At 44.7% G+C, this 21,991-nt stretch carries 15 protein-coding genes and 1 pseudogene; 10 read left to right on the plus strand and 6 right to left on the minus strand.

Annotated elements, in window-relative coordinates:
- The first annotated feature begins 96 nt into the window (after positions 1-96).
- Together MJ611_RS14100 and MJ611_RS14105 are read left to right on the plus strand one after the other, a co-directional pair.
- Positions 97-417 carry an ArsR/SmtB family transcription factor gene (locus tag MJ611_RS14100; protein ID WP_250430494.1) on the plus strand — a complete coding sequence of 107 codons (321 nt, stop codon included), beginning with the start codon at positions 97-99 and terminating at the stop codon, positions 415-417.
- Positions 414-923, plus strand: a complete 510-nt coding sequence (locus MJ611_RS14105) for an SRPBCC family protein (RefSeq protein WP_250430496.1) — start codon at positions 414-416, stop codon at positions 921-923. The genes MJ611_RS14100 and MJ611_RS14105 overlap by 4 nt, the downstream gene beginning before the upstream one ends.
- A gap of 177 nt (positions 924-1,100) precedes the next feature.
- Here the strand turns inward: MJ611_RS14105 and MJ611_RS14110 are convergent, their stop codons facing one another.
- Positions 1,101-1,298, minus strand: coding sequence for a hypothetical protein (locus tag MJ611_RS14110; RefSeq protein WP_250430497.1), 198 nt, complete (start codon positions 1,296-1,298; stop codon positions 1,101-1,103).
- Between the two features lie 1,348 nt (positions 1,299-2,646).
- Between MJ611_RS14110 and MJ611_RS14115 the strand changes: the two genes are divergently transcribed.
- The 5 genes and pseudogenes from MJ611_RS14115 (at position 2,647) to MJ611_RS14135 (ending at position 7,569) form a co-directional block, all read left to right on the plus strand.
- Positions 2,647-3,621: a nucleotidyltransferase domain-containing protein gene (locus MJ611_RS14115; RefSeq protein ID WP_250430499.1), complete on the plus strand. Its 975-nt coding sequence runs from the start codon at positions 2,647-2,649 to the stop codon at positions 3,619-3,621.
- A 34-nt stretch (positions 3,622-3,655) separates the two neighbouring features.
- Positions 3,656-4,033, plus strand: coding sequence for a hypothetical protein (locus MJ611_RS14120; protein WP_250430500.1), 378 nt, complete (start codon positions 3,656-3,658; stop codon positions 4,031-4,033).
- Positions 4,030-4,797, plus strand: coding sequence for a hypothetical protein (locus MJ611_RS14125; RefSeq protein WP_250430503.1), 768 nt, complete (start codon positions 4,030-4,032; stop codon positions 4,795-4,797). The genes MJ611_RS14120 and MJ611_RS14125 overlap by 4 nt, the downstream gene beginning before the upstream one ends.
- 68 nt (positions 4,798-4,865) lie before the next feature.
- A pseudogene (locus MJ611_RS14130) lies at positions 4,866-5,216 on the plus strand (DEAD/DEAH box helicase); the annotation flags it as partial.
- A gap of 73 nt (positions 5,217-5,289) precedes the next feature.
- Positions 5,290-7,569 carry a PKD domain-containing protein gene (locus MJ611_RS14135; RefSeq protein ID WP_250430504.1) on the plus strand — a complete coding sequence of 760 codons (2,280 nt, stop codon included), beginning with the start codon at positions 5,290-5,292 and terminating at the stop codon, positions 7,567-7,569.
- A gap of 224 nt (positions 7,570-7,793) precedes the next feature.
- Here MJ611_RS14135 and MJ611_RS14140 read toward each other — a convergent pair whose 3' ends face one another.
- From MJ611_RS14140 to MJ611_RS14155, 4 genes are all read right to left on the minus strand, one after another.
- Positions 7,794-9,038 (minus strand): hypothetical protein, encoded by a 1,245-nt coding sequence (locus tag MJ611_RS14140; protein ID WP_250430506.1) that lies wholly within the window; start codon positions 9,036-9,038, stop codon positions 7,794-7,796.
- Positions 9,039-9,431: 393 nt separating this feature from the next.
- Positions 9,432-10,670 (minus strand): hypothetical protein, encoded by a 1,239-nt coding sequence (locus MJ611_RS14145; RefSeq protein ID WP_250430508.1) that lies wholly within the window; start codon positions 10,668-10,670, stop codon positions 9,432-9,434.
- 213 nt (positions 10,671-10,883) lie between these two features.
- A complete protein-coding gene (locus MJ611_RS14150; protein WP_250430509.1) occupies positions 10,884-14,153 on the minus strand; it encodes a YCF48-related protein in 3,270 nt (1,089 codons plus the stop codon).
- A gap of 793 nt (positions 14,154-14,946) precedes the next feature.
- On the minus strand, positions 14,947-16,179 hold the full coding sequence (locus tag MJ611_RS14155) for a hypothetical protein (protein WP_250430511.1): 1,233 nt from the start codon (positions 16,177-16,179) through the stop codon (positions 14,947-14,949).
- Positions 16,180-16,372: 193 nt separating this feature from the next.
- Here MJ611_RS14155 and hrpB point away from each other — a divergent pair, with 193 nt between their 5' ends.
- The 3 genes from hrpB (at position 16,373) to MJ611_RS14170 (ending at position 20,542) form a co-directional block, all read left to right on the plus strand.
- Positions 16,373-18,820 carry an ATP-dependent helicase HrpB gene (gene hrpB / locus MJ611_RS14160; RefSeq protein ID WP_250430513.1) on the plus strand — a complete coding sequence of 816 codons (2,448 nt, stop codon included), beginning with the start codon at positions 16,373-16,375 and terminating at the stop codon, positions 18,818-18,820.
- A 417-nt stretch (positions 18,821-19,237) separates the two neighbouring features.
- The gene (locus MJ611_RS14165; RefSeq protein ID WP_250430514.1) at positions 19,238-19,546 is read left to right on the plus strand and encodes a GIY-YIG nuclease family protein; all 309 of its coding nucleotides are present in this window, start codon (positions 19,238-19,240) and stop codon (positions 19,544-19,546) included.
- 321 nt (positions 19,547-19,867) lie between these two features.
- Positions 19,868-20,542, plus strand: a complete 675-nt coding sequence (locus tag MJ611_RS14170) for a YceI family protein (protein ID WP_250430516.1) — start codon at positions 19,868-19,870, stop codon at positions 20,540-20,542.
- Positions 20,543-20,771: 229 nt separating this feature from the next.
- On the opposite strand, the gene MJ611_RS14175 is transcribed toward MJ611_RS14170, so the two are convergent.
- Positions 20,772-21,053, minus strand: a complete 282-nt coding sequence (locus MJ611_RS14175; RefSeq protein ID WP_250430517.1) for a hypothetical protein — start codon at positions 21,051-21,053, stop codon at positions 20,772-20,774.
- Positions 21,054-21,991 lie beyond the last annotated feature (938 nt).

Here is a 21,991-nt window from a genome sequence, read left to right on the forward strand (position 1 = left end):
TTAGAGCGTTAGATATAAATAAATAAAAAATAATTAACGCAACCGATTAATTGCGCGTATATTAGCAAACAAACGGTTGCATATTTTAATCCAGAAATGAGAAGAGACGTTTTCCAGGCGATAGCAGACCCTACCCGAAGAGCCATTATTGGTTTGATTGCCCTGCAGGCCATGACGCCGAATGCTATAGCCGAACATTTTGACACCAGCCGGCAAGCTATTTCGAAGCACCTGCAGATCCTGACCGAGTGCCAGCTTGTAAAACAGGAGCAGCAGGGGCGGGAAATATACTATCAGCTGGAAATAGCTAAAATGAAAGAAATAGACAAATGGCTGGACCAGTTCCGAAAGATCTGGGAAGACCGTTTCAGCGAACTTGACAATGTATTATCAAACCTAAAACATAATAAGCCATGAAACACGACCTGGAATTCGAGTTCACAGTGAACAAGGAAAACAAAACGATCACTGTTAAAAGAGCGTTTGCAGCAGAGCTCCCGCTAGTGTGGGATGCTTACACCAAAAGCGAGATACTGGACCAATGGTGGGCGCCTAAACCCTGGAAAGCCCGCACCAAAACCATGGATTTCAGAGAAGGTGGCTACTGGCACTATGCCATGGTTGGCCCCGAAGGTGAGGAGCACTGGGCATTGGCCAATTACAAGACCATCGACCCTAAAAAGCGCTTTACCGCGCTGGATGGTTTTGCCGATGCCGAAGGAGTGGTAAATAAAGAAATGCCGCAATCGAAGTGGGAGGTAAGCTTTACACCCAAAGAGGAAGTTACCTTAGTAGAGAACCTGATCACATTTGATGACCTGGCACAACTCGAAACTACCATCCAGATGGGCTTTAAAGAAGGCCTGACCATGGCAATGGAAAACCTTGATACCTTACTGGCTGCCCAGAAACAGGAGGCGTAAGGAATGTAAGCTGCAGAACAGCTATCAATTTTAATTGCATACATAAAAGCGGGGCTGCTACATAACGTTAGCGCCCCGCTTTTATAGTTTATAGAGCTAGTTCATTGTCTTTTGTGCGAGCTTGTACTTACCGCTGTATCACCGCTGGCGCGAGCTTGCAGTTCGTGCCTCCACTAGTCAGGCAACGTCAATCTCCAGCACCCCTTTGCCGCCACTAAAGTCAATCGCGCTGCTATACTTCCAATGCTCCGGCTCCGACACAAAGCCTGCCTCCACGGGGTTGTTATGGATGTAGTCGATTTTCTGATCTATTACAGCTGCGCTCCACAGCTCGATGGGTTGGTTGTGTTGCTGCCAGAAAGCCGGTGGGCACATTCTTGTTCTTCAGGCCGGCCCGATCCATCAGCCAGAGCATCCATTCTTTCCGGCTCTCATGGTTGTGCTCGGCTATACTTAGTCCCCCTTTGAAGGGGGTAGGGGGATGTTCTGTTTGGAAGTATACGTTTTCAGCTCCTTCAGCAGCACGCTTGGGTTGTTGACCGGAAGATCAGGTGCACGTGACTGGGCATGATGCACCAAGCATAGATCTCCATGCCTTTGTTCTTGCGGCTTAGTCCAAGCTTTATGTAAGTATGGCAAAGTACTCTTCCCGCGTAAACACGTCTATCCAGTACACCACCGAAAACTTACAAAGTATAGCCCCTCCTTGTTATGAAATTTATACTTCCGGCTTATGTTCCTGCTTATACTTATAACAGCTGCGTCCGGATTTTGGGTTAGGAAAGTATTACGCTAGTGAGAACTAATGCTAGTGCGAGCTTGTAGCTCGTACTGTTACTTGTGCTGAAGGTATAGCTTTGTGGAAAAAAAAAGGCACGAGCTGCAAGCTCGCGCCAGCGGAGAGATAACCTAAGTAATTGAATATTAGAAAGAACTAAATTATTTGGTTTTTTACTAATATTATTGGGTTACCAATTTAACAATGCAGTATAAATACTAATAATTATGAACAGCGTATGGGCTGTCAGAATGGCTGTCATAGTTATACTGTCTCTTCTGTCTTGACTGCTACTATGTCAGTTTTAAAGGAAGAATTGCTGTCAAATCGATATATTTTAATATCTTATTGGTTTGGCACGAAAGATGTACAGCCTGAAAGAATAAAACTAGCTTATCTATGGTAACACAGATTGCTGGTTTGAATAGGGTCAGAATCTTGCAGGATTCTGTTGTGTGTTTGATACTACTAGTTGAATTGTAACGCAAAGGTAACATATTTGTTACAAATTGCAATACCTATCGAAATCTTCACAAGGTCTAGCCAACCCGCCCTCCCGGCTACTTTAATTCTAATAGGTCATGGTGTAACCTTGGACACCATAGGTAATTTGTCTGCACCTGTACAAAGTCAGACAAGAGTTCTCATTTAATGAATATGTAGCAGAAGGAACAGGTTAAATTTTCGGAAAACAAGTTCTATGGCAGATCTTATCTGCTATAGTGGATGGATAGGTTGATATATTAACCGAGGCTATTTCCTTTCCTAAAATGTAGGATTCGGAATTCAGCGTTGGAGGACATATTATTCTTATCATTGGATTTTCATGAGCGGTGTATGCTGTACAGCACTTACTAGGCTACTCTATAGCTATGGTAAGAGTATGCACTAGTGGCTGGCTGTATGAAGTGAAGTATAATAATATAACGATTAACCATATAAAACATGGCAACATTATTACAGTGTATAAAAAAATTTATAGATAAAATATCTGTTACTGACAGACAAGAAGAGAGCATTAATGGCTCGATTTCCAACATAAAAGATCATTTGCTAGATGATGATAATGATTTAAGTGTCGAAAGAATTTTTACAAATGGGTCCTATGAGCGAGATACTATTTTGAGACCACTTGATGATATAGACATATTTGCTGTACTGAAAAGAGAAGATTATACTAATGAATATGGTCAATTGTGCAGTCCGCAGAGTGTCTTAACTAAGCTAAAGAACTATCTGAACTCTTCGGCTGATTATGCCGGTAAAGTAAAACAAGATAGGCCTTGTGTTACGATATCTCTAAGCGATAAAAACTTTGATATTCTACCCAGTTTTGAAGAGGAAACCGGAGGTTATTTAATACCAAACTATGACCTTAAGTCATGGACGTACTCTTACCCAGTAAAACTAACTAAAGACCTTGCTGATGTGCATAGGATCCGAAATTATAGTGTAAAGCAAGTTGTCAAGGTAGCAAAGTATAGAAATAGAGATTTGGATAAACTAATGCCATCCTACCATATTGAAGAAGTTGCTATACGAATTTTTACGGTAAATGCCTTTGCCAATTACGAGGAAGGTATAAGGCTGTGGTTTAATCAAGCGGAGTATTACGCCGAACAGGGTAAATTTACCTCTTATAAAGCCTATGAACAGGCTATAATATTAATTAAAGAGGCTAAAATTAAGCTCAATGAAGCTCATGAGTATAAAAAGAGTGGTAATGAGGCTGAAGCCATCAAAATCTGGAAAGGGCTTTTTGGCAGAGATTTTCCTACTGTAGATACTGAGGAAGCAAAGAATTACTCTAGGGCTTTGTCCGAAGGTACATTAAAGGTTGCATCTACAGGTGCCATCTCTACTTCTTCAGGAAAATCAGTATTAGCATCAAAAGGGTATTTTGGCGATGTTTCACAATAGGAGATATTATAACACAAATATTCAAATCTATGCTATGAAGAGTGCTTATCCTCAATTTAAGCACAAAAAGAAAGATAATGGGAGCATAGAGTTTGTCGGTAATCTAACTGTTAGGCCAGAATTACCCACTTATACTGTTTCACTTGAATATAGAGGCAGCAAGAGTCCTATCGTTAGAGTATTAAACCCGACGTTAGTGGAGAACCCACCACACTTTTACTCAGACAGCCAGTCATTGTGTTTATACCACCCTGACAACTATAAGTGGAAAAGGGAGAATCTTGTTGCCAAAGAGATAGTAGCATGGACTTCAGGCTGGATTTATTTCTATGAAGTATGGCTACAAACAGGCATCTGGTATGGGCCAGATGCCCATTCAAATAAACTTATAAAAAAGAAAGATAACATATGATAAGATTAGTACCTCTAGATGTTGATTATAAATATTTAAATCGCATTGACTCCTATTTAAACAAACTGCTATGGTTTTCTGCAGGTTTGTCTTTGTTAGTGTTCGCAATTGATTTTTTTCATCTTTTGCCAACCTATAATGAATTTTTGCAAACTACGCTTAACTCAATAATATCTATACTTGCTCTTGGGTATTTCGTACTTGACTTAGTTTTTAACTACTCCTTCCAAGAGTCTGAAAGAAAACGGAGAAAGGATTTTATTGATAACAGTCTTGGTACAACGTTAGCAGAGGAGAATTCTGTAGGCTATTTTTCGAATGACAGAACATCAGTTGGTGTCATAAAAATGGGAGTAAACTGTTTTGAAAACTCACTCTTTACAAAAACTGTATCTTCTAAAATGCTTACACCGATGTTTATAAAAATGTGTGCTGTTATATTGGTTTTTTTATGTTTAGCTCTATTTACAAATAATAAGACGTTAACTACGGTACTACAGTTAGCTTTGCCACTTACTATTATTCAACAGGCATTTAAATTGTACTTTTTCAAAAAGAAGATTGATAAAATATTTGAAGACTTCAATCTAATATTCTCTGCTACCTCTGGAAACAATCGTGATAATTTAATCATTGATAATGTGATAAACTATGAGTCTACTCTAGCTTGGGGTACTGTGTTACTTGATAGTAAATATTTTAATGAAGTAAATCCTGCATTAAGTCAAAAGTGGGAATCGATGAAACTTCGCTTAAATTTATAATAGTGTAAGATCTTATTAACTTTACAGGCAGGTGTTATTACCTGCCTGTAAAGTATAAATACTTCCCCTTGCCCTTCAACCCATTTACCATAGACTTACCCGTTCGGGAAATCATACCTGCTGTTAGGGAGCACCTGGCGGCGCAGAACACGCTGATCGTAAACGCGCCTCCCGGAGCCGGTAAAAGCACCTTGCTGCCGCTGGCTTTGCTGGACGAGGCCTGGCTCGAGGGCCAGAAGATCGTGATGCTGGAGCCCCGGCGCCTGGCGGCCAAAACCATTGCCGAGCGCCTGGCGCAGCTGCTGGGCGAGGAGGTAGGCCAGACCGTCGGCTACCGCATTCGTTTCGAGAACCGCACCTCCGCCGCTACCCGCATCGAGGTCGTAACCGAAGGCATCCTCACCCGCATGATCCACAGCAGTTGGTTGTAATCTTTTTCTGTCATCACTTACTATTAAGTTTTTAATATATTTAGACTTTTAAATAGTGAGCATGTGGCTATCTTTCCTACTCCAGAAGTACATCTTTTTATTCCTGTTTATTACAATCCCGGTACTGCATGGTGTTGCCCAGAGCAACAAGGCTAACCATTGGTATTTTGATAATTTCGCGGGAGTTAATTTCAACACACAGCCTCCTGTGCCAGATTTAAATGGAAAGGTAGAGGCTTATGCCAGCGGGTCGTCTGTATTGAGCGATGAAGAAGGGAACCTGTTGTTTTATACGGATGGCAATCTTGTATGGAACAGGAAGCATGAGCTAATGCCCAATGGTACGGACTTAACTATTGGCGCTGTAGGGTCGCTGGATAAGACTACTGTTATTGTGCCGAAGCCGGGCTCCTCTGGTGTACACTACATATTCACTGCAAATCCTTACAATGGCCCTGTTGATTATGGTTTGTTTTATGCGACCGTAGATTTATCCCGCGATAATGGTTATGGAGATGTCACGCAGAAACACCGCGCTTTACACAACCCGGTTACGAGGACGCTAACTGCAGTGCAACATGCCAATGGCGTTGACTTTTGGGTAATTGCACATGAGTTTAACACCGCCAATTACCTGGCCTATAAAGTCACGAGTGCTGGCGTAAGTAGTAGCCCTGTTGTCAGCACAACAGCTCTTAGCCACGAATGGTCAGCCGAACAGATGAAAGTAGCACCGGATGGAAGCAGAATTGCAGCTACAGTTGGGCGATATGTTGAACTCTCTGACTTTAATACAGCAACTGGAAAACTTAGTAATACACAGTTACTGCAGGGTACCCTCAGCTATGATGTTTTAAGAGGTGTTGAGTTTTCACCTAATTCTTCAGTAGTCTATGCTGCCAGTATATATGAAGGCATTTACCAGTTCGATTTGAGTAAAAATTCTCCTGCCGAAATTGCTACCTCCTTATATAAGATCAGGGCAGGGCAAACAAACATCATTGAGGATTTGCAGTTAGCTCCTGATGGGAAAATTTATACAGCAAAAGGTGGTGGGCAAGGTAGTGGTGCAGCCTATTTGGGTGTTATAAACAACCCTAACACGTTGGGCGGAGGAGCTGGTTTTAATGAAGCAGGCTTCTTCCTGGGTGGTGCTTATGTAGGCCTCAGGCTACCTACTTTTATAACTTCTTATTTTGCTGATCCAGCCACCCTTAGCTATACCAACCATTGCTTCGGGGAGGTGACAGTTTTTAAAGCAACTGGCATCGGCAGCAGAGATGCGGTTGAATGGAATTTTGGAGATCCGGCTTCAGGGGCTAACAATATCTCTTCAAACCTGACATCCCAGCATACTTATAGTGCACCAGGCACCTACACAGTATCTTTAAAAGTAACTTTGGGGACTCAGGTGAAGACTTTTGAGCAGCAGGTAGTAATCCATGACAAACCAAATGTCAGCCTTGGAGCAGATATACGCTCTTGTTCAGGCGAAATAATAATACTGGATGCTGGACTCGAAGGAAAATATCTTTGGTCGACAGGAGAAAACACCCGAAGTATAAAAGTAAGCACCACTGGAAATTATTGGGTTGAAGTAAGTAACGGTTACTGTACTTCCAGGGATGACATCCATGTGGAAGTTGTAACGCAGCCTGCTGTGAACCTGGGCCCTGACCAATTGCTTTGCGGCAGTGCTCCTGTAACACTATCGGTTGGTGAGGCTAATAGAGCTTATAAAGTGTTATGGTCTACGGGCGAGACAACCCCAACGATTAGCGTGAATAAAACCGGAGCATACTGGGTAGAGGTTACAAATAATATATGTACGGTTCGGGATGAGGTGGCAATCCAGTATAATGGTCTTAAAGATCTTTCGATCGTGGCCTCAAACGACACACTTTCTTATAGTGAAGTGTTGACTCTGAAAGCCACTGGAGAGAACTTAGTGTCATGGAGTTGGGATTTTGGTGACAGTTTTGCTTCTGACGGCAGGAACCCCTCACACACCTACGAAACTGCTGGAACATATACTATCACGCTTAATGCTACAAATCAGTACGGCTGTCAGGCTACTACATCAATGCCTGTGGTGGTAGCACCCTATCTGTTTATACCGAATATTTTCACACCGAACAATGATGGCAGAAATGATAATTTTCAGATCATCTACAATGGGAGAGGCCTGTTTGAATTGCGCATATACAACAGGTGGGGCAAAGAAGTATACCAGGCAAACCACAAAGATTCCAAATGGTCAGGAGCAGCTGACGGTGTATACTTTTACCTACTCCGAACAGAAACCGGCACCTATCGGGGTGCCGTAACATTGGTGAAGTAAAAATTAATTAATTCTCTTAAAGATTTCCCTTGCCCTTCTACCCATTTACCATAGACCTGCCCGTTCGGGAAATCATACCTGCCGTCAGAGAACACCTTTCGGCGCAGAACACGCTGATCTACTCCCGGAGCCGGTAGTCTACAAAAAGAAACCCTTCCATATTACTGGAAGGGTTTTGTAAGGATGAGGCTAATGCCAGATAGCCTATGTTAAGATTCTCATGTTTAGAAAAGCTTTCTAATAATTCTTGACTGCTTTACCTCTTTGTAAAGAGATAAAGCAGGATTAGCCATAATATCAAGAATTGCCTGATAGGAGTGGTCTTTCATTTTCTGCGATCTGACATAAGAAAGTTTAAAAGCAGATACATTCTTGCCCTCCAGCGTCTTACTTTTTAGACCTTCTAAAAAGGCTTTTGGTTTAAAACTGGATTTTTCCGGTGAGCTGTATACGTTCCATCTCGCATCAAAGCTGGCATCGGTTGCGGCCCAATACATGTTATAGATGCTGGGCTTATCATCAGTAAATGTTACCGTAAAATCTTCAAAACCGGATGTAGAAACAGAGAAATCCGATGTTGGTGCGAAATCAATTTCTGTAGGGATTTGGTTGCCATAATATTTGTAAGAGTGCAAATAGCTGCCGGCATCGGTGTAAGTTACTTCAAGGTCATATACTTCGATGCCTGTTGGTGGGAAATGCAGGTCATATTCATTACTAAGGCTTATAAGTGACGAATATAGATTTTGTTTAGTCTTTTCATCTTCCTTGGTATAACCATAAAGATATGTTCTAAAGTTAGTAATACCGGCAGGCTTGGTATATTTACGTTTGCCAGTGTTACCCGCTTCTGTAAAATCAACAGTGGTTTTATTTGATGTTAGTTCGGTGAACATATACTTACCGTAGTTTGGCAGTATAATGTAAGCCAGATCTGTCGGAAGGGATCGGGTATAATTAGCAAACTTCAGGGTTCCTGCGTTCCATGTAGCCATATATCCGGTAGACCCTTTACTCCAGAAGTACATATCCTTGTCGTTAGGAATGTTGGTATAGGTTACTTCTGCCTTCTCCCTTTCGATTGGTGACGTATTAGACGTCATTGAGTAGCGAAGGTGCCATTTATCGGGGTTAACCTGCACATAAGTTTCCACCCAGTAACTGTTGTTAGGAGCATTGAAAAGTACGGTAGTAAGGTCATACTTAGTGTCTCCGGATTTTATGCGCAGCTTATGATCTGTGTTAAACGCAATCAGCGTATCCAATACGACTTTCCCATCTTCCTGCGATAAAATAAGCTCAAAGTCTTTTGCACCTTCCATATGGGTGTCGTACCTGAAGCTAAAATCGAAGGTTTTGATTGGTGCTGGCTCAGGTGCCGGTGCCGGTGCCGGTGCTGTATCCTTTTCTGAATCACAACTTAGTAGGGTGCCGATAAAAAGAAGACCTGTGAGTAATTTTGTTCTCATAAATGAAGAGTAAAATTCTAGATGCTAAATATAGTGTAAATTATATTCTATAGCATATCATATGTTAAAACATAAAGCCAATTATCCGTTGATACTATCTTGTTCAGTCCAAAGCTTTGTCTGCTGTAGAAAATTAAAAGTTGATCGTAAAAGCATTTGACTTTCTGTTTTTTGCACACTGAAAAATATTTTTATTTATCATCAATATCTTCCCTTGCCCTTTAACCCAGTTACCATAGACTTACCCGTTCGGGAAATTATACCTGCAGTTAGAGAGCATTTGGCGGCGCAGAACACGCTGATGGGTTACAGGAGACGGTAAAAGCACTTTGCTGCCACTGGCTCTGCAGATAACCGGTTTACCTAATGTTATAGGCTGGTTCTCATGAAATTCTAGAAAGTTTTCTCGATCAAGCGGGTTTGTTTCATTTCCTTCTTTCGAAGTGCTTCAGGATTAGCCAAGTAATCCCTTAAAGTTTGATGAGTATAGCCTCTAGCTTTCTCTGTCTGAACAGAATATAATTTAAAGGTGGATAAGTTTTTGCCAGCCAGAGATTTTGCTTTAAGATTTTCTAAGAAGTCTTTTGGTATAATGTTTTTCTCGTCCGGTGATGAATACGTGTACCATTGCGCTTGAGTAGTCACATCTTTAGCTACCCAGAATACTAAATAAGAGCTGGGTTTATCTTCCCCGAACTTTATTTCAAAGTCGTTGAATCCTTGCTTAGCAACTATAAAATCTGATTCAGCAGCAAAGTTCATAACAGAAGGTAATAGTGTGCTGATATTTCTATAAGAATGGCGATAGCCTTTGGCATCCGTGTAAATCAGGTTAAACTCAAACTCTTCTATTGTAGTGGAGGGATATAGAAAATCGTATTCGTCAGACGGTTGCCTGTCAGAATTATAGAGAAGCATTCGATTAGCATAGTCGCCAGCTTTAGTATACCCAAATAAAAAGGATCTAAAGTCGGTAGCACCGGCAGGTCTGTCATATTTTTTTCTTAAAGCTGTATTGGCACCAGAAAAGTCTATATCCATCTTCGTTGATGATACTTCTGTAAACAAGTATTTCTCATAATTTACCAAGAGTATATACGCTAAGTCAGTTGGCAGTAATCTGGCAAAATTTAAGAACAAGATATTATCAGTAGTATTTGGCCATGATGAGGCTGTTCCTTCAGCTTGTTTTGATGAAAAGATGTGTGTTCGGTCATAAGGAATGTTGTAGTAGCGTAGCTCGCTCCTTTCTGTTGTCCGTGATCCGAAAGTGCTGAAACCTTCGTCAATATGCCACTTGTCCGGATTGACATTCACATAAGTTTTCAAAATATGGTTGGTTGTTTCAGGTATTTTAATAATGGTTGTAACATCGAATTTAGTCTCATTGGATTTTACCTTCAGTGCATGATGAGAGCCTGCTGTTACCAAAGTATCTAGCAAGATAGAACCATCCTTTTGGGAAACAATCAACTCATAATCCTTTATGGTTCTAGGCACCGGATCATACCTGAAGCTAAAACCAAAGGTTTTTATTGGTTCAGGAGCAGGTGCCGGTGCTGTATCCTTTTCTGAATCACAACTTAGTAGTGTACTTATAAAAAGGAGGCTTGCAAGTAGTTTTGTTCTCATAAATGAAGAGTAAAATTCTGAATGTTGAATATAGTATATATTTATATTCTATAGCACAGAACTAAAACAATTATCCATTGATATTATTTTGGTTTGCCAGATCAGCGGCCTTGCCACACTGTATATGTTTCTGGCAATGTATAACCAGATAAAAAAGCCCGGGCAGTTAGCTGCCCGGGCTTTTTAAGTATAATCTAAGACTACAAAGAGTTGCTACAGCTTCACCACTTTACGGGTGTAGACGTTGCCCTTGTGGTAAACCCTCACGTGGTATACGCCCTTAGCGTGGGCCGAAAGGTCCAGCACATACTGCTGTGCCCCGGGTTCAGCACGCAGCAGCAGCCTGCCTAATGGGTCGTATACTTCAATGCGCTCCATTACATCGGGGTGCGAGAAGTATACTTTGTCCTGTGTCGGGTTCGGGTGTACTTTTAGTTTTCGGTCTTCCTCATCGGTTATGCCGGTTGGTGCGGCAGTTGCGAAGGTGGCCTTTTCGCTGTAAAGCTCCGTGCCACTTACCGTGCCTTTAATCCGGAAATAGTATACCGAGCCGGCTGCCAGGTCTTTTACCTCTGCCTGCACAATGCCTGTGCCGGCAGACAGAAAGCCCGGTGTTGCAGCTATCGTTTTACCTAAGGCTTCGGTCTCGCCATACTCGATCTGAATGTTGCTGACCATACTACCCTGTGGGGCAACATAGCCGGTAAGAATGGCGCTGGTGCCGGTTACCTGCTCCGCCTTGTCGGCCTCTATCAGCACGCCTCCGCCGGCCCGGAACATGTGCATGGTGCTGTAGATCTCTTTGTCGCCCTGCAGGGCCTTTACCCTGTAATAGTATACTGCCTGTGGCTCTAAACCTGTAAGGCTAGCCTGCACATTACGCCAGGTATTGTTTGGTACCACATCAGGAGTAGCAACTGCTTCAGAGCCGAATTCACGGGTCTTGCCGTACTGGAACACAATTTTAGTGATATCGCCGTTGTACGTTTCAACCCTCGCTCCCCACTTTACTTCTGTATTGGAGACAATGGGTGGCTGCATCTGAATCAAATAATCCGGCCTGGTGGCAAAGCTGAAAGTGGCGCCGTAATATTGTTTTGCTTTATAAGTAAGTTTTATACGGCCGTAATACTGGGTGCCGGGCTTCAGATTCTGCGCCGATGCTACAACGCTGGCCGTAGCCTTTCCTGCTACGGTACCCGGAGAGGCAGCTATGCTCGATGGATTAGTGAAATTAACATTGGTGGCGTATTCAAACTGTATGTTGGTAATTTCCTGGTCGTTAGATGTTACATACCCGGACAGATCAGCGCTGTTGGTTTTAACATTGTAAGCCATTCCGTAACTTATCGAGAAGGCAGGGAGCGTTACAAATTCTATGAACTGGCTCGTCCGCTGTATACCCTTGTAGGTGGCCCTGATCCTGAAAAAATAAGTTGTACCAGGCTCCAGGTCCTCTAATGTAACCTTATACTTCTCGGCAGAATTAGCCTGCAATTGGGCAGGTGTAAGCTCTATGCTTTTGTCGAAGAACATGCCTTTGCCATACTCCAGCCGTATGTTGGACAAGGCCTCGCCGTTGGTAGCCACTACAGCCGTAAGTACAGCTCCCCCGGCAGTAACATCGCTTGCCGGCAGGGCCTTCAGGGAGTACTCATCATAGTTTAGGGTACTTTTTACTATTTTTCCGAAAGTTCCGGAACCAAAGATGTCTTTATCTTTTGTAATGACCATTTTGGTGATCAGGTAGGGCATGCTGATCGATTCCCAGGTGTACCCGCCATCTGATGTACGGAAGTTTTTTCCATACTCACCTGTTACATATCCTACGTTCTCGCTGGAGAAGGCAATTGCCTTTAAATGATCATATTCTGTTCTAAGCTCTTCCCAGGTAGCACCACCATCTTTGGTTTTCAGCACCGTGCCGTATTCTGCCGAGATATAGCCAACATTATCATTCACAAAACTGATGCCGGTGAAGTATCCGTACACCTCACGTAATTTTATCCAGTTAACGCCGCCATCCGTTGTCCTGTAAAGGTCTCCGTAGCGGGTAGCAATTCCATGGTTTTCATCGACAAAATGCATCCTGGTTGCGCCAGTGAAGTTGGAAATCTTCTGCCAGGTCTTGCCTCCGTCAACAGTTTTTAAGAAACCATTCCCGGCGTATGAGTCAGTACAGACATAGCCGAACCTGTTATTAAAAAAATACATAGAACTGATTCTGATCCCATAAGAATCCAGGGTTAGCTTCGTCCAGGTGTTTCCTCCATCGTTTGTCTTTAACAATTGGTCGATACTGTTGCTGTATAAACCTTCATGCGTAACTACGTATCCTGTGTCTGCTGAAAAGAATTTTGCGAACCTGTAGTAATGGGTACTCTCATCTAAGCCTGTGTTAACAGTAGCCCAGTTTTTACCCTTGTCCGTTGTTTTGTACAGCTCGCTCCCAAGGGCATATCCTGTCGTAGTGGTTGGGAACTGCAAATCATTAATGTTATTATAGGTAAAAGCGTAGTCGCTCCAGGTCTTGCCTCCATCTGTTGTTTTTACTATTCTTCCCCGCATGCCTGCAGCATATCCGGTATTCTCATCAGTAAAGTGAATGCCGAACATACTTGTTCCATCATATAAAGCCTTCTGGAATCCTATCGACTCCCACGTGCCTCCACTATTTGTGGTTTTATAAATCACGCCATACTCACCCGTTCCAAAACCGATATTTTCGCTGAGGAAAAAGAAAGAATAGATAGCGTGATTAGGGTCAGATATCACGTACCAGGTTTCGCCACCATCTGTTGTCTTCAGGATACTATTATGTTCTTTGGAAGCAAAGCCAATCTGGCTGTTTACAAAGTGGATGGTGAAGAAATTAGAAGGAATCGTGTTGGTGCTTTCTGTAACTTTCCAGGTTACCCCTCCATCTGTTGTTTTCAGAATATAGCCGTTGTTGCAGGCAACATGCCCCACTTTGGAATTGATAAAGGCTGATTTATTAATAGTGAGGTTGTATTGATCGTAGCTATTCTGGCTAGAAGGCTTGATAGGCACTTTGCTCCAGCTGTTGCCCCCATCAGTTGACTTAAAAAGGCTTTTGTTACTGGTTGTATAAATAGTATCGGTGTGCAGGACGTGAACCGAGTTCAGGCTTTCAGTGATGCCTGTCGTCAACTTTTGCCAGGATTCGCCAGCGTTGGTTGATTTGTACACCGTTCCGAAGTCACCGACAATAAAGCCAAGATTATCCTTAAATCTGATCTCATTACCCGAACTGATGCTTTGCTGTATTTGCCAGGTAGCTCCTGCATCATTTGTTTGTATCAGGTTGGAGCCATCCACAATAAAACCAGACTGCGCAGTTACAAACGTGATGCTCTTGCCTGTATTACCAGACGGCTGTGGGTTAAGCCAGGTCCATTGCGCAAATGCGTTCGTTAAAGTAAGCGTAAAGAGGAAAAGTAAAGGGAGTAGTTTTGTTCTCATGCAATTGAATTAAGTATGGACTGCTAAAATATAACAAATATTATATATTAGTAAACTTATTTCTGTTGCGGCTAACAAATTGGTTCTGAAGCAAAATTTAAATCTGCTGCCAGGAGTACACACTGCCAGCCAGGTTAAAACTTTCTATTCCCTGAGTTTCTGATTTTCTAACTGATCCACCTCTTTCACAAACTTCACCAGCCCTTAGTTTGCCCCAGGTATCGATGGCATACACACGCGGGTGCCCCAGCTGTTTGGCTATGGCTCAAAAGACCTCTTGGCGTCTGAAGGTCCCGCGAGCGTCTGATTTACAGGGGAGGTAAATTTTGGAGGAGTGGGTGAGTGAATACTTAATTAAAACAAATATAGGCTATAAAAAAATATTGCTTGAATATAGCCGGTATCAAATAATATTGTATGCTTTACGTAGATCAAAGCAGAACTTTACCCATTACATAAAACTATATGTTATAATTGGCTGAAAGTAGTTAGGCTTGCCTCATTTAGTAATTTAAACTACCAAATGTAGCGGGCAATATATTTTCATATATAATATCTTATCCCCCTTGCCCTTCAACCCATTTACCATAGACTTACCCGTTCGGGAAATCATACCTGCCGTTAGGGAGCACCTGGCGGCACAGCACACGCTGATCGACTCCCGGAACCGGTAAAAGCAAATTGCTGCCGCTTGGGCACCACTCAGAATAACCAGGGGATGAAAAAAACCACTGCCTTGCTAGTCCAGCAAAGCAGTGGGTTCATGTTTTGTTAACATTGACTCTCTCGACCCTTAAAAGGCCTTGTTGATCCATCTGGATTTCTTTACCGCATTGTATATATACAAACCAGGGTTAGCTTTCAGATCAAGGTACTCTTGATAGGTGTAGCCTTCGAATTTACTAGAGGTTACGGTTTTGAGTTCTAAAGCAGAAAAATCTACGCCAGTTAACTTCTTGCTTTTTAAGCCTTCTAAAAAAGATTTTGGCTGATAACTGCTCTTATCAGGTGAACTGTATATGTTCCATGATAAGTCAAGGCCGGTTTCATACACTGACCAATACGTTTTATACATACTCGGTTTATCATCCGTAAATGTTATGGCAAAATCCTCGAACCCTTGTTTGGTAACAGAGAAATCTGAAGTAGGGGCAAAATCAATTTCTGTAGGTACGCTTTTACCTACTTGTTGATATTGATGATAATAACCGCCGGCATCGGTATACGATGCTGTAACGTTAAAATCTTCAAAACCATTAGGACTAGGAGGATACTGCAGGTCATATTCTTGATAAGGGATACGTGATGAAGAATATAGGCTTATCCTGCTTGTATAATCACCAGCTTTGGTAAAGCCATCAAGAACTGTACTGAAATTAGTGATGTTAGCAGGCTTGCTGTATTTGAGTTTCTCGGTATTGCCCGCCTTTGTAAAATCAACAGTGGTTTGACTTGATGTTATTTCGGTGAATAAATACTTGCCGTGGCTTGGCAGCATAATGTAAGCCTGATCTCTCAGAAGTAGCCTGTTAAAGCTAAGTTCAAGAGTGTTTGAAGACAAGGAGCCAGCATAACCACCGTTCAGTCTTGAACTGAAGTGAAAATCCCTGTCAAAGGGAATGTTGGTATAAGTTATTTCCGCCTTCTCAAATTCAACCGGGTTCCTCGAACCATCATACCTGTATTGGAGGTGCCATTTATGAGGGTTAACCTGAACAAAGGTTTCCATCCAATACCTGTTATTAGTTGGGTCTATGAGTATGGTAGTGAGGTTGTGCTTAGTGTCCGCTGATTTAATGCGCAGGTTATGGTTGGCGTTGAAGGCAATCAGCGTATCCAACAAAACTTTTCCTTCTTTATCTGATAAAATAAGCTCATAGTCTTTTGCCCCTTCCAGAGAGGTATCGTACCTGAAACTAAAGTCAAATGTCTTTACAGGTTCAGGTGCCGGTGCTGTATCTTTATCTGAATCACAGCTAAGAAAGGTACAGACAAAAAAGAAGCTTGCCAGTAGTTTTATTCTCATAAATGAAATGGAGTTAATGATAATATATATTTCGGATAAGTTATGTTATAAACTACAATATTAAACTCTTTTAATATTTTTTTGATTTAAATTTTCAGATCGAAGCCTTTACTGCAACAGAGAGAAATGCCTTAGAACTTCCGTAACTTGCACTCAGAAATTTTGTCATTGTATATCATCAATACTTACCTCCTTGCCCTTCAACCCCTTCACCATAGACTTACCCGTTCGGGAAATTATACCTGCTGTTAGGGAGCACCTGGCGGCGCAAAACACGCTGATCGTAAACGCACCTCCCGGAGCCGGTAAAAGCACCTTGCTGCCGCTGGCTTTGCTGGACGAGGCCTGGCTCGAGGGCCAGAAGATCGTCATGCTGGAGCCCCGGCGCCTGGCGGCCAAAACCATTGCCGAGCGCCTGGCGCAGCTGCTGGGCGAGGAGGTAGGCCAGACCGTCGGGTACCGCATCCGTTTCGAGAACCGCACCTCCGCTGCTACCCGCATCGAGGTCGTGACCGAAGGCATCCTCACCCGCATGATCCACAGCGACCGCTCGCTGACAGGCATCGGCATCGTGATCTTCGACGAATTTCATGAGCGCAGCATTCACGCCGATGTAGCCATGGCCCTGAGCCGGGAGGCGCAGCACACGCTTCGCCCGGACCTGCGCATCATGGTGATGTCGGCCACCCTGGACATGCCCCAGCTAACGAGCCTGCTCAAGGCCCCGGTGGCGCAAAGCATGGGGCGGCAATACCCCATCAACACCATTTATACCGGCGACGCCGACGACCGCATGCTGCCCGAAATGACGGCCAAAGTGGTGCAGCAGGCAGCGCAGGAGCAGGAAGGCGATATCCTTGTGTTCCTGCCCGGCGAAAACGACATCCGGAAAGTAGAAATTATACTTCGCAAGCAGCTGCGCGGCGTGCAGATACACCCGTTGTTTGGTATGCTACCCTTCGGCAAGCAGTACGCCGCCATCATGCCCGACCGCCAGGGCAGGCGCAAAGTGGTGCTGGCCACAAGTATAGCCGAGACCAGTTTGACCATAGAAGGCATTTCGGTAGTGGTGGATACGGGCTTCGGCAAAACCTCCCGCTTCGATCCGAAGTCGGGTTTGTCGCGCCTCGAAACAGTGCGCATCTCCAAAGACGCCGCCGACCAGCGTGCCGGTCGCGCCGGTCGGCTGGGCCCGGGCACCGCCTACCGCATGTGGAGCAAAACCACGCAAGAGCGCATGGCCCCGCACCGCACCCCCGAGATCATGGAAGCCGACCTGTCGAACCTGGTGCTGGATATGGCGCAGTGGGGCGTGACCGATATCCGGGGCCTTACCTGGCTGAACCCGCCGCCGCGCGCTGCCCTGGCTTCGGCCACCGATATGCTGCACCAACTGCAGGCCCTGGAGCATGGCCGCATTACGGAGCACGGCAAGCGCATGCACACGCTGCCCTGCCACCCACGCATCGCGCACATGCTGCTCAAAGCCGAGGAAACGGACCAGGTGCCGCTGGCCTCCGATATTGCCGCCGTACTGGAAGAGCGCGACCCGCTTGACCGCAACGCCGGCATCGACATTAACTTAAGAGTGGAAGCCCTGCGGAGGTATAGAAAGGAGCAGGGGCAGGGCAAGCATTTCGGCAAGATAGAGAAGATAGCCCGCTCGTACCGCCAGCTGTTTGAGGTGGAGCCCGATAACGGTACTTTTGACGAGTATGAAACCGGTGTGCTGCTGGCGCACTGCTACCCCGAGCGCATCGCCTACGCCCGTCCCGGCAACAACGCACAGTTCCAGCTGGCCAGCGGGCAGTATGCCTCCGCCGGTCATAGAGATGACCTGGCGCACGAGCCCTGGCTGGCCATCGCGCACCTGCACGCCGGCACCGGTGACAATCCGGGCCGCATTTTCCTGGCCTCGCCGCTCAACCCCCGCGACCTGGCCCCGCTGTTAAAGCAGCAGGAAGTATACCACTGGGACGTAAACGACGGCGAACTCACGGCCTCGCTGGACACGAGAATAGGAAGTATAGTTTTGCAAAGCAAGCCGCTGCCCCCGCCCGACGAGAAGCACCGTGTACCCGCCATGTCCGAAGCCATTAAAGCAGAAGGCGAGCACCTGCTGGATTTTAACGAGGAAGTAACGCAATGGCAGAACCGCGTGATGAGCCTCCGCAAATGGCGCCCCTCAGAGTTCTGGCCCGACGTAAGCACCAGCACCCTGCTCATGACAAATGCAGAGTGGCTAAAACCCTACCTCTACGACATCGAGCACCCCGACGAGTTGATGGAACTGGAGCTCCTGCCGATACTGGAAAAGAAGTATCTGAACGATGAGCAACGGGCAAGGCTGGACGTGCTGGCTCCTGCAAGTATAATTTTGCCGGATGGATCAAGTATAGAGCTGGAGTATAAACCCGATGGCGCACAGCCGAGGCTAGAGATACGATTGCAGGATGTGCTGGCCTGGGAAGAAAGCCCGACAGTTGACGAAGGCGAGATGACGGTGGAGTTGGCTTTGCTTACTCCGGAGCTGAAAACTATCACTAGTGTTTCTGATCTGGGTAGTTTCTGGAAAGGTAACTATAGAGTTATAAAACGACAGCTGGAGGTGGTGTTTCCGGAGGTAGAGTGGGAGAGGTGACCTCCCTCTTTTACCTCCCCCCAACCCCCTCCTAAGAACAGGAGGGGGAGCTTTATGATATTGGGGAGTTAGCATAGCAGCTTTGACTGTCATCCCGAGCGCAGCCGAGGGATCTTATACAGCAGTATAATGAATTGAAGCTTTGGGTTGAGCAATCTTCTACATCCAAAGAATGTTGAAAAGAATCTTTCATTTCCGTTAGTGGACACATAAGATCCCTCGGCTGCGCTCGGGATGACTGTTTTGGCAGGTCTTGGTGTCTTTTACCTGTAGCATACCAGAAAGAGACTGCTACAATCGTTTTTAGCTTTCTCGGCTGCGCTCGGATGACGTTTGAATAGTATAGTTCTTTTGCTGATAGTGGGAAAGGAACTACAGCAGTTTCCTTGAGGTTCTTGTTGCTCAAAGTAAATTCTTATGTTCAACAGCAATTACTTCGTATACATAACATCGAATACAACCCGCTCTACTTACTATGTTGGTGTGACAAACGATCTGGCTCGCCGCCTGCATGAGCATTTTCAGAACAGTGGAGATAAGAAGACATTTGCTGGCCGCTACTACTGCTATACTTTGATTTATTATGAGCCCTTCACGTCTCCGGATGATGCTATCGCCCGTGAGAAACAGCTGAAAGGCTGGAGCAGGAGTAAAAAGGAGATTCTTATCAGAAAGCAAAACCCATTGCTTAAATCATTGAACTCCCTTGTATCAGGAGAAGAATAGTAAGTAAAATAAGCTCCCCTCCTTAGACAAGCGAGAACGCGAGTTCGAAGCTTGCGACCATAGGTCTCGAGAACGCGAGTTCGAAGCTTGCGACCATAGGTCTCGAGAACGCGAGTTAGAAGCTAGCGAGCGTAGCTCTGAGGGGTTAGGGGTGGTTGGATCATGTAGGTCGCGATAAGCAGTTGGTTTGGCAGGATCAAACCGACGAAGAGATTGAATAGCCCCTTTAAAAATAATTTCTAAAACAACAGTTACACTGGTTTCAGAAACCAGAATATTTAGTTAAACTTATATAGTCTAACTAAAACCAATTCTTCTACTATGAAAAAATTTACTGTACTAGCCAGTGCGCTGGCCTTAACGGCTATGCTGACCACTTCATTTATTTCTGTTGATAAGAATGCAACGGAGAAGGTGATCACGAAAACCCTGGCGGCCGCCACACTGAAGGTGAATACCGAAGCCAGCACCATGAAGTGGAATGCAAAGAAAGTAGGCGGGGAACATTATGGCACCATCAACCTGGCTGATGGCACTTTGCAGGTAAATGGCAGCAAACTGACAGGTGGCACGTTCACCATCGACATGCGCAGCATTACAGTAAAAGACATCACGCGTGAAGACTCCAACAAGCGCTTGACCGACCACCTCAAGTCAGATGATTTCTTTTCGGTGGAAAAGCATCCGCAGGCAACCTTTACACTCACCAAAGCAGCTAAAATTGCCAAAGCCAAAGCAGGCGAGCCGAACTATACCATCACCGGTAACCTGACCATCAAAGGCATCACCAACCCGATCTCCTTCCCGGCAACCGTAAAACTCTCCGACGATGCTGCGGAGGCTACTGCCCTGATCGAAGTGGATCGTACAAAGTATGATATCAAGTACCGCTCGGGCCTGGTAGGTACTGCCGCCGACAAGATCATTTACGATACCTTTACCATTGACCTGAAACTGGTTGCGGAAGCCGCGGGCAAAACAACTCAGAGCAAATAGGAATAGCTTCTAGCCCACAGTATACATAGCAAGGCTGTTAGATTTTACTTGAGGATATTAGTATGGCGCGAGCGCCCTCGCTCGCGTCAAGCTATCGTTGTGCCTCTGGCCCGGTCGAATCAGAGACGCAAAGTATAGCCAGACCCGGGAAGAACTCCCACCCCAGAAAAACAGAAGAATTCAGCTAAAAATAAAGCAGGTTGTACGAGTTCGTCACAAACCAGCCAGCTCAGGACTGGTGCAGGGTCAGCGAAGTGAGGGCCGACAGGATAAGCGGGTATTTCAACTCCATTAACTTCAGCAGGCTGGCCATCACCAGGTAATCGCATATATAGGAGTCCACATCGTCCTGTAAGAGGGCATACTTGAGGCGAAGCATTTTCGTGTAGCTTTCCTGGTCCTTGCTAACCAGGAAACGGCAGATGCTCCGGTACAGGCTAAGCGCCTGCTTTTCGCTTAGCCTGTACTTCAGTGTATTTAATACAGCTTTTTCAGCTCCTTTTCCCTTCATTGTATCCTCCCTGGCTTGCTGAACTTACGTCTAACACTCTATTACACGTTATTGTAACAACATAGGTCGTTGTAATGCTGTTTTTCTGTGGGCTGCCCATGGTTTGCAGTGCTCCGGATGGGTTGATGGAGGTAGGAATGAAAACAGCATAAAAGGCGTAAAGCATTCTTGCTATTTCCTTCAGGTATGGCTTGTAAGGGATGATGGTACATTTTAACGGCGAAAGGTTGACCCACCCCTAATCCCTCCGGGGAGGGGAATTGTTCCGTATAGCAGTAGCGTCTGTTTAAGATCTTAGGATACTTTCTCAACTCAATTTCAGCATGATTTCTTCTCTTGCACCTGCTTCGTCCGAAACCGAAGTTGTCTGCACTTAACTGGAACCTGCAGGTATATGGCAGGGAATCTAGCGGGTTACCAGGCAAACCGCCCTCTTGTTTTAATTTTTTGAGCATTGAAGCGCGCTACCTGCACCTACAGGAGGGCGGTTTACTTTGATTACAGAGCTATTCAGGCCATAAGTCTCTGTCGCACCCGCTTTTTAAAGTAACAGATCGTATAAAAGATATTATATGAATTGTGTGGATGGAAGGTGGTATAGGGGTAACCTGTAGCTGAACAAACATACCGCCTTGTGATGAAATAATAAATAATGGTCAGGAAAATAGCCGATTTGCTTCATGTAAAGTACGGGGAGGTTCAACTGGTCAGTACGCTTTTTCTGACGCAGTTTTTAATGGGGACGGCTGTCGCTTATTTTACTATTGCCAGTCTTACGCTTTTCCTTTATGCATACGGTGTCAACAACCTGCCGCTGATATACCTGCTTGGGGCAGTTTTTCTTACCTTTTTTAATCTGGCCTTTGTGCGCCTGGAAGCCAGGATTGGTTCCTACAGGCTGTTGCAGGTAATCCTGCTGGTGTCGGCCGTATCGGTTT

Origin of the sequence: Pontibacter ruber, assembly GCF_023630205.1 — a bacterium.
Lineage (GTDB): Bacteria > Bacteroidota > Bacteroidia > Cytophagales > Hymenobacteraceae > Pontibacter > Pontibacter ruber.

Excerpts from the sequence above, each read along its gene's own strand:
- MJ611_RS14100 (WP_250430494.1), top strand. The coding sequence starts at position 97 with ATGAGAAGAGACGTTTTCCAGGCGATAGCAGACCCTACCCGAAGAGCC.
- MJ611_RS14105 (WP_250430496.1), top strand. The coding sequence starts at position 414 with ATGAAACACGACCTGGAATTCGAGTTCACAGTGAACAAGGAAAACAAA.
- MJ611_RS14110 (WP_250430497.1), bottom strand. The coding sequence starts at position 1,298 with ATGTGCCCACCGGCTTTCTGGCAGCAACACAACCAACCCATCGAGCTG.
- MJ611_RS14115 (WP_250430499.1), top strand. The coding sequence starts at position 2,647 with ATGGCAACATTATTACAGTGTATAAAAAAATTTATAGATAAAATATCT.
- MJ611_RS14120 (WP_250430500.1), top strand. The coding sequence starts at position 3,656 with ATGAAGAGTGCTTATCCTCAATTTAAGCACAAAAAGAAAGATAATGGG.
- MJ611_RS14125 (WP_250430503.1), top strand. The coding sequence starts at position 4,030 with ATGATAAGATTAGTACCTCTAGATGTTGATTATAAATATTTAAATCGC.
- MJ611_RS14135 (WP_250430504.1), top strand. The coding sequence starts at position 5,290 with ATGTGGCTATCTTTCCTACTCCAGAAGTACATCTTTTTATTCCTGTTT.
- MJ611_RS14140 (WP_250430506.1), bottom strand. The coding sequence starts at position 9,038 with ATGAGAACAAAATTACTCACAGGTCTTCTTTTTATCGGCACCCTACTA.
- MJ611_RS14145 (WP_250430508.1), bottom strand. The coding sequence starts at position 10,670 with ATGAGAACAAAACTACTTGCAAGCCTCCTTTTTATAAGTACACTACTA.
- MJ611_RS14150 (WP_250430509.1), bottom strand. The coding sequence starts at position 14,153 with ATGAGAACAAAACTACTCCCTTTACTTTTCCTCTTTACGCTTACTTTA.
- MJ611_RS14155 (WP_250430511.1), bottom strand. The coding sequence starts at position 16,179 with ATGAGAATAAAACTACTGGCAAGCTTCTTTTTTGTCTGTACCTTTCTT.
- MJ611_RS14165 (WP_250430514.1), top strand. The coding sequence starts at position 19,238 with ATGTTCAACAGCAATTACTTCGTATACATAACATCGAATACAACCCGC.
- MJ611_RS14170 (WP_250430516.1), top strand. The coding sequence starts at position 19,868 with ATGAAAAAATTTACTGTACTAGCCAGTGCGCTGGCCTTAACGGCTATG.
- MJ611_RS14175 (WP_250430517.1), bottom strand. The coding sequence starts at position 21,053 with ATGAAGGGAAAAGGAGCTGAAAAAGCTGTATTAAATACACTGAAGTAC.